The sequence below is a fragment of the Rhizobium sp. AG207R genome (genome assembly GCF_027109195.1).
GTDB lineage: Bacteria > Pseudomonadota > Alphaproteobacteria > Rhizobiales > Rhizobiaceae > Rhizobium > Rhizobium dioscoreae.
This window is the reverse complement of sequence record NZ_JAEPVT010000016.1, coordinates 1-13,281: the sequence shown is the minus strand read 5'-3', so window position 1 is coordinate 13,281 and position 13,281 is coordinate 1. Positions and strand designations below refer to the sequence as shown.

At 58.7% G+C, this 13,281-nt stretch carries 11 protein-coding genes and 1 pseudogene; 5 read left to right on the top strand and 7 right to left on the bottom strand.

Features of this window, described 5'->3' with window-relative positions; translation table 11 throughout:
* Positions 1 to 37: 37 nt before the first annotated feature.
* Together JJQ51_RS29590 and JJQ51_RS29585 are read right to left on the bottom strand one after the other, a co-directional pair.
* Positions 38 to 1,042 (bottom strand): ABC transporter permease, encoded by a 1,005-nt coding sequence (locus JJQ51_RS29590; RefSeq protein ID WP_113352404.1) that lies wholly within the window; start codon positions 1,040 to 1,042, stop codon positions 38 to 40.
* Positions 1,043 to 1,097: 55 nt separating this feature from the next.
* On the bottom strand, positions 1,098 to 2,576 hold the full coding sequence (locus tag JJQ51_RS29585) for a sugar ABC transporter ATP-binding protein (RefSeq protein ID WP_113332771.1): 1,479 nt from the start codon (positions 2,574 to 2,576) through the stop codon (positions 1,098 to 1,100).
* Positions 2,577 to 2,964: 388 nt separating this feature from the next.
* Here JJQ51_RS29585 and JJQ51_RS29580 point away from each other — a divergent pair, with 388 nt between their 5' ends.
* The 3 genes from JJQ51_RS29580 (at position 2,965) to JJQ51_RS29570 (ending at position 5,582) form a co-directional block, all read left to right on the top strand.
* A complete protein-coding gene (locus tag JJQ51_RS29580; protein ID WP_113332770.1) occupies positions 2,965 to 3,549 on the top strand; it encodes an NADPH-dependent FMN reductase in 585 nt (194 codons plus the stop codon).
* Positions 3,550 to 3,665: 116 nt separating this feature from the next.
* Positions 3,666 to 4,382 (top strand): FadR/GntR family transcriptional regulator, encoded by a 717-nt coding sequence (locus tag JJQ51_RS29575; protein ID WP_113352403.1) that lies wholly within the window; start codon positions 3,666 to 3,668, stop codon positions 4,380 to 4,382.
* An 87-nt stretch (positions 4,383 to 4,469) separates the two neighbouring features.
* Positions 4,470 to 5,582, top strand: a complete 1,113-nt coding sequence (locus JJQ51_RS29570) for a lactonase family protein (protein WP_113352402.1) — start codon at positions 4,470 to 4,472, stop codon at positions 5,580 to 5,582.
* A 46-nt stretch (positions 5,583 to 5,628) separates the two neighbouring features.
* On the opposite strand, the gene JJQ51_RS29565 is transcribed toward JJQ51_RS29570, so the two are convergent.
* Positions 5,629 to 7,641, bottom strand: a complete 2,013-nt coding sequence (locus JJQ51_RS29565) for a putative bifunctional diguanylate cyclase/phosphodiesterase (protein WP_233788664.1) — start codon at positions 7,639 to 7,641, stop codon at positions 5,629 to 5,631.
* A 382-nt stretch (positions 7,642 to 8,023) separates the two neighbouring features.
* Between JJQ51_RS29565 and JJQ51_RS29560 the strand changes: the two genes are divergently transcribed.
* Both JJQ51_RS29560 and JJQ51_RS29555 read left to right on the top strand, forming a co-directional pair.
* Positions 8,024 to 8,938 (top strand): DMT family transporter, encoded by a 915-nt coding sequence (locus JJQ51_RS29560; protein ID WP_113352400.1) that lies wholly within the window; start codon positions 8,024 to 8,026, stop codon positions 8,936 to 8,938.
* A gap of 361 nt (positions 8,939 to 9,299) precedes the next feature.
* A complete protein-coding gene (locus JJQ51_RS29555; RefSeq protein ID WP_113352399.1) occupies positions 9,300 to 10,016 on the top strand; it encodes a hypothetical protein in 717 nt (238 codons plus the stop codon).
* Between the two features lie 96 nt (positions 10,017 to 10,112).
* On the opposite strand, the gene JJQ51_RS29550 is transcribed toward JJQ51_RS29555, so the two are convergent.
* From JJQ51_RS29550 to JJQ51_RS29535, 4 genes and pseudogenes are all read right to left on the bottom strand, one after another.
* On the bottom strand, positions 10,113 to 11,417 hold the full coding sequence (locus tag JJQ51_RS29550; protein WP_113352398.1) for a hemolysin family protein: 1,305 nt from the start codon (positions 11,415 to 11,417) through the stop codon (positions 10,113 to 10,115).
* 110 nt (positions 11,418 to 11,527) lie between these two features.
* Positions 11,528 to 12,436: a TIGR03571 family LLM class oxidoreductase gene (locus JJQ51_RS29545; protein ID WP_113352397.1), complete on the bottom strand. Its 909-nt coding sequence runs from the start codon at positions 12,434 to 12,436 to the stop codon at positions 11,528 to 11,530.
* A gap of 169 nt (positions 12,437 to 12,605) precedes the next feature.
* The gene (locus JJQ51_RS29540; RefSeq protein ID WP_113352487.1) at positions 12,606 to 12,968 is read right to left on the bottom strand and encodes a PsiF family protein; all 363 of its coding nucleotides are present in this window, start codon (positions 12,966 to 12,968) and stop codon (positions 12,606 to 12,608) included.
* Between the two features lie 140 nt (positions 12,969 to 13,108).
* A pseudogene (locus JJQ51_RS29535) lies at positions 13,109 to 13,281 on the bottom strand (S-(hydroxymethyl)glutathione dehydrogenase); the annotation flags it as partial.

The window sequence follows — 13,281 nt, the reverse complement described above, 5'->3', positions numbered from 1 at the left end:
GGTTTTCCGAGTACGAACACTGGAATGTTCTTCGGGCTCAGCCGCCCAGGTTTCTCTTTTGGTCGAGCATCACGGCGCCGACGATGAGCGCGCCCTTGAGGACCTGCTGGTAGTAGGACTGGATGCCCATGAGATCGAGGCCGTTGTTCATAACGCCGATGATCAGCGCGCCGATCAGTGTGCCCGTGATGCGGCCGACGCCGCCGGAAAGGCTGGTGCCGCCAATGACGACGGCTGCAATCGCGTCCAACTCGTAGGCGATGCCGGCCTGTGGCAGGGCGGAGCCGGTGCGGGCGGCAAGGATCATGCCTGCCAGACCGGAGAGGCCGCCGGAAATGACGTAAACGAGGAAGCGCAGTTTGCTGACGTTGATACCGGAGGTAACGGCGGCATGCGGATTGCCGCCGACAGCATAGATATAGCGGCCGAAGCGGGTACGGTTCAGGACCCACCACGCGATGATGAAGGCAATGGCAAGCAGGATAACCGGCATCGGGACGGAGAGCACGCTGCCAGTACCGATCCAGCGAAAATCAGGGGTGAGAGCCGGAACCGGCTTGCCGCCGCCATAGATCAGCGTCAGGCCACGGGCGGCAGAGAGCATGCCGAGCGTCGCGACGAAGGCAGGGACGGCAAAGCGCGAGACGATGAGGCCGACCACGGCGCCGCAGGCGACACCGACGAGCAGGCCGACGGCGAGCGCGACATAGGGCGGATAAGGTGCGCCGACGATGCCGGCCGTCGCCGACGTCGTTGCGAAGCTCGCGCTGACGATGCCGGTCAGTGCAACCACGGAGCCGACGGAGAGATCGATACCGCGGGTCAGGATGACAAATGTCATGCCGATCGCCAGCACGCCGTTGATCGAAGTCTGCAGCAGCACGTTGGAAATATTGCCGGCCGTCAGAAAATACTCATTCGAGAATGAGAGGACAGCAGCGAGCAGCAGGAAAGCGAGAAAGATCCCGTATTCCTGAATGATCAATCGGCGCCGGTCCGAGCCGAACCAGGAATTGGACGGATTGTTGTCAGTGGCGGACATTGCAAATACCTCTTGTTGCCGGACGCGTTCTTTTGCGCTTCGTGGTCTGCCGCATTCAGGTCGACAGATGCACGAGCGATTGCGCGTCGGCCTCCTCCCTCTTGAGAATTCCGGCGGAGCGCCCCTGGCGCATCACCAGGATGCGGTCCGACATGCCGAGAACCTCGTCTATTTCGGATGAGATCATGATCACCGTGCCGCCTTCGGCGGCGAAATCGCAGATGATGCGATAGATCTCCCGCTTGGCGCCGACATCGACGCCACGCGTCGGCTCATCGAGCAGCAGCACGTTCGGCTTGCGCAGGAACCACTTGCCGAGAACGACCTTCTGCTGATTGCCGCCCGAAAGACCGGAGACGGGCATGCTGTCACGCGCTGCCTTGATGCCGAAGCGCTGGATCATGTCCCGGCTGGCACTGGTCTCGGCCCGGCGATCCATCGAAAAATGCGGGCTCATTTCGGGCAGGCTCGCAAGGCAGATGTTGTTGCGAACGCTATCGATCAGGTTGAGGCCGGTCAGCTTGCGATCTTCGGTGACGAAGGCGATGCCATGCTGCATGGCTTCGGCCGGTTTGCGTACGGTTATGGGCTCACCGGCAAGCTTGATCTGGCCGCTGCTGACGGCATCGACGCCGAAGATGCAGTTGAAGATCTCGGTCCGGCCGGATCCCATCAGGCCATAAATGCCGAAAATCTCCCCCTTGTGAGCGGTAAACGAGATGTCGCTGACTTTGCCTTCTGCTGTGAGGCCGGCGACTTCCAGCCCCGGCGTTGCCGTCGGGACGTTGGTCTTGATGTATTCCTCGCCAAGTTCGCGGCCGACGATCAGGCGGATGAGGCCCGGCCGGTCGATGTTGGCAAGCGCGCCGCTGCCGACATAGGACCCATCCCGAAAGGCCGTGTAGGAATCGGCGATCTGGAAGATTTCGGACAGGCGGTGCGAGACGTAGACAACGCCTTTGCCTTCAGCCTTCAGCCGCTCGATGGTCGCAAACAGCTGCTGCGCTTCCTTCTCGCCGATCGCCGAGGTGGGCTCGTCCATGAAGATCACTTCGGCATCGTGGCTGAGCGCCTTGGCGATCTCGACCAGCTGAACTTGCGCGACCGAGAGGTTCATCATGAATTGCGTGGCGCGGATATTGAACTGCAGCCGGTCGAGGAGCGCTTGCGCATTACGATTCATTGTCTTGAAATTGATGCCGCCAAAGCGCGCCGATGGCTCGCGGCCGAGATAGATGTTCTCCGCAACCGTCATGTGCGGGATGGGGCTGAGCTCCTGCTCGATGATGGCAATGCCAGCGGCCAGCGCTTCGGCAGGGCTTGCGTAGTCCACATCCTTGCCGCGGCGGCGAATGGAGCCGGCATCGCGCTTGTGAATGCCCATCAGGATCTTGAGGAACGTCGACTTGCCCGCACCGTTGCCGCCGCACAAGGCGTGGACGGAGCCGGGACGCAGCTGAAAGCGCCCATCGCGCAATGCAGCGACGCCGCCAAAGGACTTCTTTAGCCCCTCTACTTCAAGCAGGAATTCCACTTTCCTCTCCCCATTCCGGATGCCGTAGCGAGTCACGACGTCACCGTCGGAGGTTGCTTGCCATGGTTTGACAATATTCGAAACGCTTTCGACAAATGTCAATATGGTTATGCGGAAATCATGCGATTGCGGATACGGTAGTTACAATCACGAGGAGAATTCACTTGAGGATGGCCCGGTACGTATTTGTAATAAAATGGATTATTTAGTGCGGATGCGGCAAATGGGTCGGCTTGATAAAATGCCGTTTTGACGGGATGCTGTGTAGGCGGCATCGATGGACTGCAGCGATGCACAGAAAAAAATTCGTTGTGGACGGGGAGAATCCGCTTAATCCTAAGATACAGAGCGGTTTCACGTAGTGCCTCTGGCAGCGGAGCAGGCAGAGATGCATCCATCGAAAATCACCATTCTCTCCTGCAGCATGGATCCGGAAAGCCGGAGCCGCCGCATGGGCCGTGAGGCAGAAAATCTATTGCGAGAGAGAGGGGCTGAGGTTGAGTTTATCGATCTTCAGGATCTCGAGCTGCCTGTATTCGACAACTTGAACTGCTATCAGCATCCTTCCTACGACAGGCTGTATCGTGCAATTCGCGATGCGGATGGTGTGCTGCTTGCTGTGCCCATTTACAATTGGTCGGTCGGCAGCGCTGCCAAGAGCCTGATCGAGCTTACCGGTGCGACGGGCGAGGGCGGACGAAAATCGGCCTGGTTCGATCAGATCGTCACCTTCGTCTGTTCCGGTGGGCTCCCGCATAGCTATATGGCATATGGCAGTCTCGCCATGTCGCTGATGCTCGATTTCAAATGCGTGATCAATCCCTATGTCGTCTATGCCACGGAGAGGGATTGGATTGATGGCGCCACCCTTTCCGACGCGCTTGCGGCACGGCTGAAGAAAACGATCGAGGTCAAGCTGGAGTTGTCATCGGGCTTGAGAGCCAGAGCATATACCTCCGACTGGGAAATCTAATTGCCTGCCTGCCCCGATTGCATTCGATGCGTCCCATGTTAAGACTATTCGTATCATGACTTAACGCTGATTATATGAAGCGGCTGCGGATGAGCAGTCGGAATCGGGGATCGGGAATGACAACAAATGCCCGGGCAAGGCAAAGGCTGGCCCAAAGGGTCATCGATGAATTGCGCACGCAGATCGAGTCCGGCAAGCTTCAGGCAGGCGACCAGCTTCCGACGGAACCGCAGCTGGAAGCGGCCTTCGATGTCAGCCGTACCGTGGTGCGTGAGGCGATTGCCGATCTTCGTGCCGCAGGCCTCGTCAAGCCCGTTCAGGGCAAGGGGGTATTCGTTTCCGAAACGTCGGCGCGATCCGGCCTGCTACTGACGCCTGTCGAGGTCAAAAACATCCCCGAGACGCTGGAATTGCTGGAATTCCGCATGGCTGCGGAAGGCGAGGCGGCGGCAATCGCCGCCTATCGCAGAACGGCTGAACAGGAGGCAGCAATTGCAGCCGCCAACCGCAAGATGGCACTGCTGATGGAGCAGGGGCTATCGACCGTCGAAGCGGATTATGAATTCCACATGGCGATAGCGGCTGCTACGAACAACCGCTTCTATGTCGATGTGCTCCGGCATTTCGGCGCCCGAACCATTCCGCGCGGACAGTTTCCGACATTGCCTGAAGCGAATGATCGCGCCTATTTGGAGAAGGTCCATGCCGAGCATGCGGAAATCCTGACGGCGATTGCCGATCAAGACCCGGAGCGAGCGCGTCAGGCGATGCGAGCACACATGCTGGCGAGCCAGCGGCGCTATCGCCTTTTGGCCGAACTGCAGGCGCAATAATGCTCGACGCATTGCCATGGTCATATTATGTCATATGATATTAAGCGATCATCGGCGGTTACGCTCGGTGCTCGGGCGAGGTGATTAGTGGTTCAGACGTCTTCCAGTGTGTCTCGCGCATTCGTCTATGTCTCGGCGGCAGTTGCCGGAACGATCGATGCATACAGGATGGATGGGGCGACGGGCACGCTTACCCCAATATCCGGCATTGATGTTGGGCCGATGGTCATGCCGATGGCCGTCAGTCCGGACCGGCGGCATCTCTATGCCGTCATTCGCGAGCAGCCTTACCGGGTACTGACGCTGACGATTGACCCCGAAAGCGGCAGGCTAAGGCAGGAGGCCGTCGCCGCTCTGCCCGACAGCATGGCCTACATCTCCCTCGATCCGACAGGTGGGCTTCTATTCGCTGCTTCCTATGGCGGCAGCAAAATCGCCGTGCTGCTGATTGACAAGAACGGGCTGGTCACCGCGCAGGCACAGCAAGTAATCGCAACCGGGCGCAATGCCCATTCGATCGTCAGTGACCGGACAGGCAAATATGTCTTTGTCACCAATCTCGGCTCAGATGCCGTGCAGCAATTCACTCTCGACGCCGAGACCGGGATACTGAAGCCGAACGATCCGATGCAGGTTGAGACTGGCGCCGGCTTTGGTCCGCGGCATATCGCTATCTCCCCCGATAACAAGGCGGTGTACGTCCTGACCGAACTGACCGGCCATGTCATCCACTATGCGCTCGATACCGATACCGGCACCTTGAGCGAGATCGAAAGTGTTGTTTCCGTTCCTGAGATTGCCGGACTGTCACCGGGCATCGCGCCGCCTGGTCCGGCGATATCCGGTGCGCCTGCGCCGGCCGTCGCCGACAACGGCAAGCCGAAGGTCTGGGCCGCAGATATCGGCATCACACCGAACGGCAAATTTCTTTATACGACAGAGAGAACCACCAGCCGGATTGCCCTCTTCCGCGTCGACGCAGGCAATGGAAGACTGACCTACATCACAAACTATCCGACCGAGCAGCAGCCGCGCGGTATCCGCATCGATCCATCGGGCCTGTTTCTTGTCGCATCCGGCGAGAAGTCCGACAGGCTGTCGGTCTATGCCATCGACCAGGCCGATGGCGGTCTCGGCCTGGTAGGGCGATATCCGGTCAATGCCGGTGCGAACTGGATAGAGATCGTGACATTTCCTTGAGACGCGTCCGCATGCGGCAAGCATCAAGCCCTTCTCGAGCGAATATCTACACTGCTTTCGCAGCGGTTCCGGCAATCAGGCTTTCGATTTCGGAGGAGGGAAGGGGCCGGGCGAACAGATAGCCCTGAAGCAATTCGCATCCGGCGCCTTCCAGAAAACGGGCCTGCTCCTCGGTCTCGACGCCTTCCGCTACGACTTCCAGATCAAGTGTTCTGCCAAGCGATACGATGGCGGAGGTAATGGCCATATCGCCGGGCTTTTCCGGAATATCGGCGATGAACGATCTATCGATCTTCAACCGGGAAAGTGGAAAGCGCCTGAGGGTGCTCAGGCTTGAATATCCTGTGCCGAAATCGTCCATCGCGAGGCTGACTCCCAGCTTCTTTAGTTCTTGCATCCGCTCGATGGCTCCTTCGATGTCACGCATGATCAAGCTTTCCGTCAGTTCGAGCTCGAGCCATTGCGGATCGAGATGAGCGGATTGCAATGCCGATGCGACCTGGTTCGTCAGCGAACTTTCCAGGAACTGCCGAGCTGACACGTTGACGCCCATACGCAATGCGGGCAGGCCGCGATCCTGCCACAGCCGCGCTTGCTGACAGGCTCTGCGCAGAACGATTTCGCCGAGCGCGACGATAAGTCCCGTCTCCTCGGCGAGCGGAATGAAGGCGCCTGGAAGCAGCAAGCCTTCGGCAGGGTGCTGCCACCGGACGAGGGCCTCGACGCCAATGATCTTGCCGCTGCGTACTTCCTTTTGCGGCTGATAGTGGAGCACGAATTCGTCCCGCTCCACGGCGCGCCGCAATTCTTCGATACGGGTCAGCTTGTTGCGGGCCTCCTCCGCCATCGCCGGCGTGAACAGGCGAATGGCGTTGCGCCCCGCTTCCTTGGCACGATAAAGCGCCATATCGGCATTCGCGAAGAGTTCCGAAGCCGTCTTGCCATGCTCCACGGCGCAAGCCACGCCAATGCTGCAGCCCACGCGGATTTCGACCCCTTGTACGGTCATCGGCTTGGATATGTCTGCCAGAACCGTCGCGAGCCTCTCGCATATCGGCTCAGAGTTCTCTTCGAGAACGATGATGAATTCGTCGCCACCAATCCGAGAAACGATGCCGCGAGCGCCGACATGGGTCGATATGCGCTGCGCAACCACCGTCAGCAATTCGTCGCCGGCGGCGTGGCCAAGGGTGTCGTTCACCAGCTTGAAATTGTCCAGGTCGACAAAGGCAACGGCCAGAGATTTTCTTTTTCGTGACGCCGTTTCCAGCAGGGCGCTGAGCTTGCGGTCGAGCAACATGCGGTTGGGCAGGCCGGTGAGCGCATCATGTTCGGCCAGATAGGCGATGTGAGCGATGTCCCGATGGCGATCGATGGCTATTCCAACGGTCTGCGCTATGCCGGCGAAGAATTCCATAAGTCCAGCCTCGTCGCCATCGGTTTGCACCGTCACCAGGGCTCCATGCCGGCCACCATCCCGAGAGAAAATAGGAAACTCCAGGGTGTCGCCGGCAAGAGGCTTGGTCTGCTCGCCGTCGAGAACGAAACGGACCTGTCTGCCATTCAGCAAGCCCTCAAGAAGGGTCTGGGCATCCTCGAGAAACACATCAAGATCAACGCCGCGCGCCACATCCTGCAGAAGTTTCGTCTGAGCGCTCATCAATTTTTCCGCCCGTTTTCGGGCGGAAATATCGCGGGATGCTCCGACGACGCCGATGATATTGCCGTTTCTATCGCGCAACGGCACCCGCGACATCATGAGCCAGCCTTCGCCCTTGAGGCGCCGCTCTTCGACGCCGAGATCGGCCTTGCCGCTCTCCATCACCTGCTGTTCGACTTCTTCGATCTTGTGGGCATCGGCCATCGGGTGAATTTCGGCGTCGGTAAGGCCGATCAGTTCGTCGACATGCGTGAAGCCGTTGTTGAGGACGATCGCCATGTTGGCAAAAAGGAACCGGCCGTTCCTGTCCTTGGCATAGATATAGTCCGGCACGTAGTTGATCATCGCCTCGAGCCATTCGTAACGCTCGGCGAGAGACAGATATCGGGCCTGAAGCAATTCAAACGGCTCGCGGACCTGCTCATCCTCAACATCTTGATCTCGGTGCGTAGGCTCTGACGATCCATCGGGCGGCTGCATCATGTATGTTCTCTCACCCGGCAAGCGGACTATATCGGCAGGTAATTCTGCAAGAATAAAAGCATATAGGCATATCGACCGTCCTCGCTGGCGAGTTTGGTTCACCTGTTCACGTAAACGTTATCATATAACCGAATTTATAAACATCCGCTCAAGTTTTACAGGAGCGCGCGCCCCAATGAGTGCGCAGATGCTGGATGTTCCGGGATGATCCGTCGGCGATGAATGTCATTGCGGGTAGGGGGCAAAACCGGCTAAAGCGCAGGTGGTGGAAACGCAGGATTCGCAAGGATAAAATAGTATGCGCGTGGGCAAAGCCGTAACAAGCGGCAATCTTGTGCTTGCCGGCATGCTGATGATGCTTCTCGGCGACTTCCTGTTTTCGCTGAACGATGCCATGGGTAAGTGGCTGGTTGCGAGCTTCTCCGTCGGCCAGATTCTGGTGATCCGCTCGTTCGGTTCGTTCATTATTCTGGCGCCGATGATCGCGCGGCAGGGCAGCGACGCACTTTTTCGCCTCGAACGGCCGCCGCTGCAGCTTCTGCGTGTCGGCATGACAACGCTCGATGTTGCTCTCTTTTACGCCGCTGTCGCCTATCTGCCGCTGGCCGATGTCATGACCTTCTATATGGCTGGCCCCATTTATGTGGCGGCGATCTCGCATTTCTTTCTCAATGAAAAGATCGGCTGGCGGCGCTGGCTGGCGGTTTTCGTCGGCTTTATCGGCGTGTTGATCGCGCTGCGACCTTCTGCGGCAATGTTTTCCTGGCCATCGCTTTTCGGCCTTGGCGGCAGCCTCGCATTCGCTTTGACGCTCGTGCTCGGGCGACGGCTGCGGCAGACGCGGGATGCGACCCTCGTCGCATGGCAGACGGTCGGTGCGCTCATTGCGGGATTGGTGCTCAGCATTGGCGACTGGCGTCCCGCATCCGCGCTCGATTTCGGCGCCATGCTTGCCCTCGGCATCGTCGCCGGCAGCGCCCATATGCTGATAACCCGATCCCTGAAGCTTGCTCCAGCTTCGCTGCTTGCTCCGCTCCAATACAGCCTGCTGGTCTGGGCAATCGTGCTGGGCTTCGTTTTCTTCGGCGATATTCCCGACACGCAGATTGTTATCGGTTCTGCGATTATCGTCGTTGCCGGGCTCTTCATCTTCCATCGAAAGAACTTGGTGGATACGGTCCCCAAAGACGACGTTGCTCGGGATGGACATTGAGGCAGTATAGCGGCCGCCGCGACGTGCGGACTGGCGGACTCCTTGATCTGAACCTTGCGCTCGACGAATACTCAACTGCACAAAAGAGCGGGCCATTCCATCCTCCTCAAATCATGGCCATTATTGTCTTCGTTGCATTTGAAAATGGAATCTGCCCGGCTACATGCAAGTATCAGATAATCTATATTATGGAACATAAGCCATGTGACCTGTCTGCTGGGGCGAAAGGTATTTCATCAAACTGCGGTTCTTCGGGATAAAGCGTAGCTTTTGCCCATTGCGTTTGCTTCGAGATATGGGAGCCTCGCATTCCGCCCTCAGCGAATGGCGTGTTGCGCCGCGAAGTGATTCGGAAATGACAATGCAACTTGATCAGTTCTTGGAGGCGGCTGATGCCCAACGGGTCATTGCTGTGCTCCAGAAATTGAACACCTGCGGTCTGGATTACGCCATCACCGGAGGAATAGCATTGGAGCCAAGTCTTGGCTCTGGCCTCGGCCGTCGGCGCGCTTTCAACGATATCGATATTGTCGTGTCGGCGTTCGAGGCATTGCCGTCGACCCTCGCCTCAGCATTCATGATTAGCCATGCGCACCCAGATCGTCCAACAGGCAAGCTGGCCATCCAGCTTGTGGAGCCAAACCAGCGTGTGCGCGTCGACGTGTTTACCGCGTGCGGTGATACGCTAGCGCGGACCAGACCTGCGCTGATCGGCGACCTGACGACCAAGCTGGTCGCTGTCGAGGACCTTGCCTGTCGCATTGCTTCGGAAATGATGGGCTTTAGCAGAGGTGATACAGTCCCGCCCAAATGCGCTGACGACCATATCCGTGCGAGGCAAGCAGTCGATATGAACCTCGTTGAAACGGCTTGGCAGGACCAGCGTCTGGAGAAGGATCCTTTGACATATGCCGAAGCGGCGGTCCAAGTTACCGACGCCATGGAGCGGCAGAGCGGAAAGCTCGCAAAGCAAGTCTATGGCACGGATTCACATGCGCTCTGCCGTCACTGCCGCGATACCGCACACTTCACGGTAGCGTCTCCCAAGTCGATCCTTGCCATACTCGGTTACTGCTAACCAAGGCTGCTTCAACACTTGAGTGCGGGCAATTTTGAAACCGATCCGATGCCGGCATATCCGCTACGAAACGATGGGCCGTCTTTCAGATGAGTTTCAGTGATCGGCTTCGCGAGCGGCGGCGTCCGCGCTTACCAGCAGCTTGTCGATCCTGCGGCCGTCAAGATCCACGACCTCGAAGCGCCAGCCGCCCTTCGAGAAGCTTTCGCCCACATCCGGAAGATGGCGCAGCTCCTGCAGCACGAAACCTGCAACTGTTTGGTAGTCACGATCATCCTCGATCTGCAGGTTCATGAAATCGGCAAACTCGTCGATGGGCATCCAGCCGGATACGAGATAGCTGCCATCGTGACGGCGGACGAGAGCCTGCTCGCCGCCGACATCGGTTTCCTCCTGAACGGCTCCGAGGATGGCTTCGAGGATATCGCCCGATGTGATGACACCTTCGAAGTGGCCGTATTCGTCGTAGACGAGCACCATATGCGAGGAAGAGCGACGCAGCGCCTTGACCACGTCAAGGGCGCTGGAAAGGTCCGAAACGATCGGGACCTGTTTGGCAAGCTTGAGAATGTCGGCTTGCCCGCCGGAAACCAGGGCATCGAAGAAGTCCCTGGTTGTCAGCACGCCGACGATTTCATCGGAGCTGTCCTTGCGCAGCGGCAGCCGTGCCTTTTCGGTGCGGCGAAGCTGTTCGCGGACCTCGTCGAAACCGTCCTCGATATCGATGACCTCCACGTCGCGACGCGGTGTCATCAATGCTCTTGCGGTGCGGTCGGCCAATCGCATGACGCCCGAGATCATCGCCTGCTCTTCCGTCGCAATGACGCCGGCGCTTTGGGCTTCCGCCAGAACCGTCTTGATTTCCTCATCGCTGACACCATCCGCGGCCTTACCGGATTGGCCGAGCGCACTCAGAACCAGCCTTCCTGAGATGTCGAGCAACCAGACGAGCGGCGCTGCGGCCCGGGAAAGAAACACCATGGCCGGCGCAACCTTGCTGGCGACCGCTTCCGGCGCCCGCAGAGCGACCTGCTTCGGCACGAGTTCACCGATGATCAGTGACAGATAGGTAATGGCGACCACGACGGAACCGACGCCGATGGCGTCGGCGGCTGCAACAGAAAGACCCTGCTCGGCAAGCCAGCCCGACAGCCGAGCGCCGAGTGTGGCGCCTGAGAACGCGCCGGACAGGACGCCGACGAGCGTGATGCCGATCTGCACTGTTGAAAGGAAGCGGCCCGGTTCTTCCGCGAGCCTCATCGCCATAGTCGCGCCTCTGCTGCCTTGGTCGGAAAGCACTTTCAGGCGGGCAGGACGGGATGAGACGATTGCCAATTCCGACATGGCAAGCACGCCGTTCAGGAGGGTGAGGACAATGACGATAGAAATTTCGAGAAGCAAAATCAGCCCTTTTTGGTTGCAGCGGAAAGATAGGTAGCAAAGGCTGCAAAAGCCAGGGTTCCGCGGAATATGATTTCCGCGGTGCTGTCACCGAGGGCAATTTGTTGAAGCTATCGCATGGCCGGCAGAATATCCGCGGCGATCTCTTCCATGGTTTCCCCTAGCGGCCGTCCCTGCGCGATCAGATTGAAGGCGACATGATGAATGCCCGCTTCACGCATCGCCGACAAGGCTTCGATCAACCCTCGCCTGCCGGTTCTGCCGCCGAGATTGATTTCCTCATAAGAGGCCTGAGGGTTATCGAGCAGATCCAGGACCATGGACTGACCAAAGCCGCGAAAATCGGCGGTGATCTTAGCCCGGGCATTGTGCCAAAGCGCCAACCGGTCTTTCTGAATGGATAGCGGTCGGTAGTAGGTCATCCAGGCTGACGCGCGGCGGGCGATCCATTCGAGCGATTGCGACGATGAACCCACAGCCACCATGGGAATGGACGGTTGTTGCAGCACAGGTCTTATGGCGAACTCTTTCCGCACGCGACCGCCTTCATCGACGACCTTCTGATCCGGGCCAAGCGCAACGGCGAGGCGCTCCCAATGCGATTGAAAGAGCGCTTTACGGTTTCCAATATCCTCTCCGAAAACATCATATTCGCTCGGCCGGTCTCCCGAGCCGAGACCGAGGACGAACCGGCCTTTCGACAGAGAGGCGATGGACAGCACTGCCTTGGCGATATGGAGCGGATGCCGCAAAGGCAGCACGATTGCGCCCGTCGCCAGGGTGATCCTGGATGTGGAAGCGGCTAGAGCTCCGAGGAAGACCCAGGGATCGGCATGTCCGATCGGATCAGGATAGCTGTCGCTGTTAAGGGGAACATCCCTCACCCACAGCGCATCGAAGCCCAATTTATCGGCTTGGCCCGCAATGCCGAGCTGAGCATCGAACTCTATGTCGGCGGCAGTTCTGGTTTGCGCCGGCAGGACTATGCCGAATGAAAGCCTGTCTGGATGGAAAAGCACGCCGCACCCTGAAATTTATATCCTTGCCAAGGAGATAAGGAGGCTTGCGCTTGAGGAAAAGGGGCCGCGCAAGACGTACGGCGATTGTGCAAGGCACGTAGTCCGCCCCGTGGAGCGGACTGTCGTTGTGTGATGGGTCCGGTTCGGATCCATGATCGCGGGCCGATGCTCAGCTCGCGGTGATGCACTGCTTGACGTAATCGCGCAATGCTTTCTTTTCCAGACCTTTGGCGGTGCCTTCGTCATGACAGGTCTTGCGTTTCGCCAGGACCGGATACTTCTGCTGCAGGCAGCTTTTGACTGCGTCCTTGCGTGCGTCGCCCTTGAGGCCCTGCCCCGTTGCATCCTGCCGGCAGGCTTGCCGCGCCGTCTTGATCTCATCCTTCGACGGCATGGCCGAAGACGGCGTCGAGGTGGAAGAGGTCGTGGCGGGAGCTGGCGTTGCGGGTGTCGTCGTTTGAGCGAAGACGATGGTTGCGGAAGATAGGGCGAAAAGAGCAGCGGCGGTCGCACTGAGCAGCTTGCTGGTCATGGGCATATCCTTTTGCCTGAAGGCCATTCGTGTTCAAGCCGCCGACCCCATCACGAGGCCGGCGTCCTTCTTGAACGGTGGTCATCGGCTTATCCGTCGTTCGGACTGCCAAAAAACTTCCAGCGAGGTCGCTTTCTGCCTCAATACAGCACGACGCTACGAATGCTTTCACCCGAATGCATGAGCTCAAAACCCTTGTTGATGTCGTCGAGCGGCATGGTGTGGGTGATCATCGGATCGATCTGGATTTTACCTTCCATGTACCAGTCGACGATCTTCGGCACATCGGTGCGGCCACGCGCGCCGCCGAAGG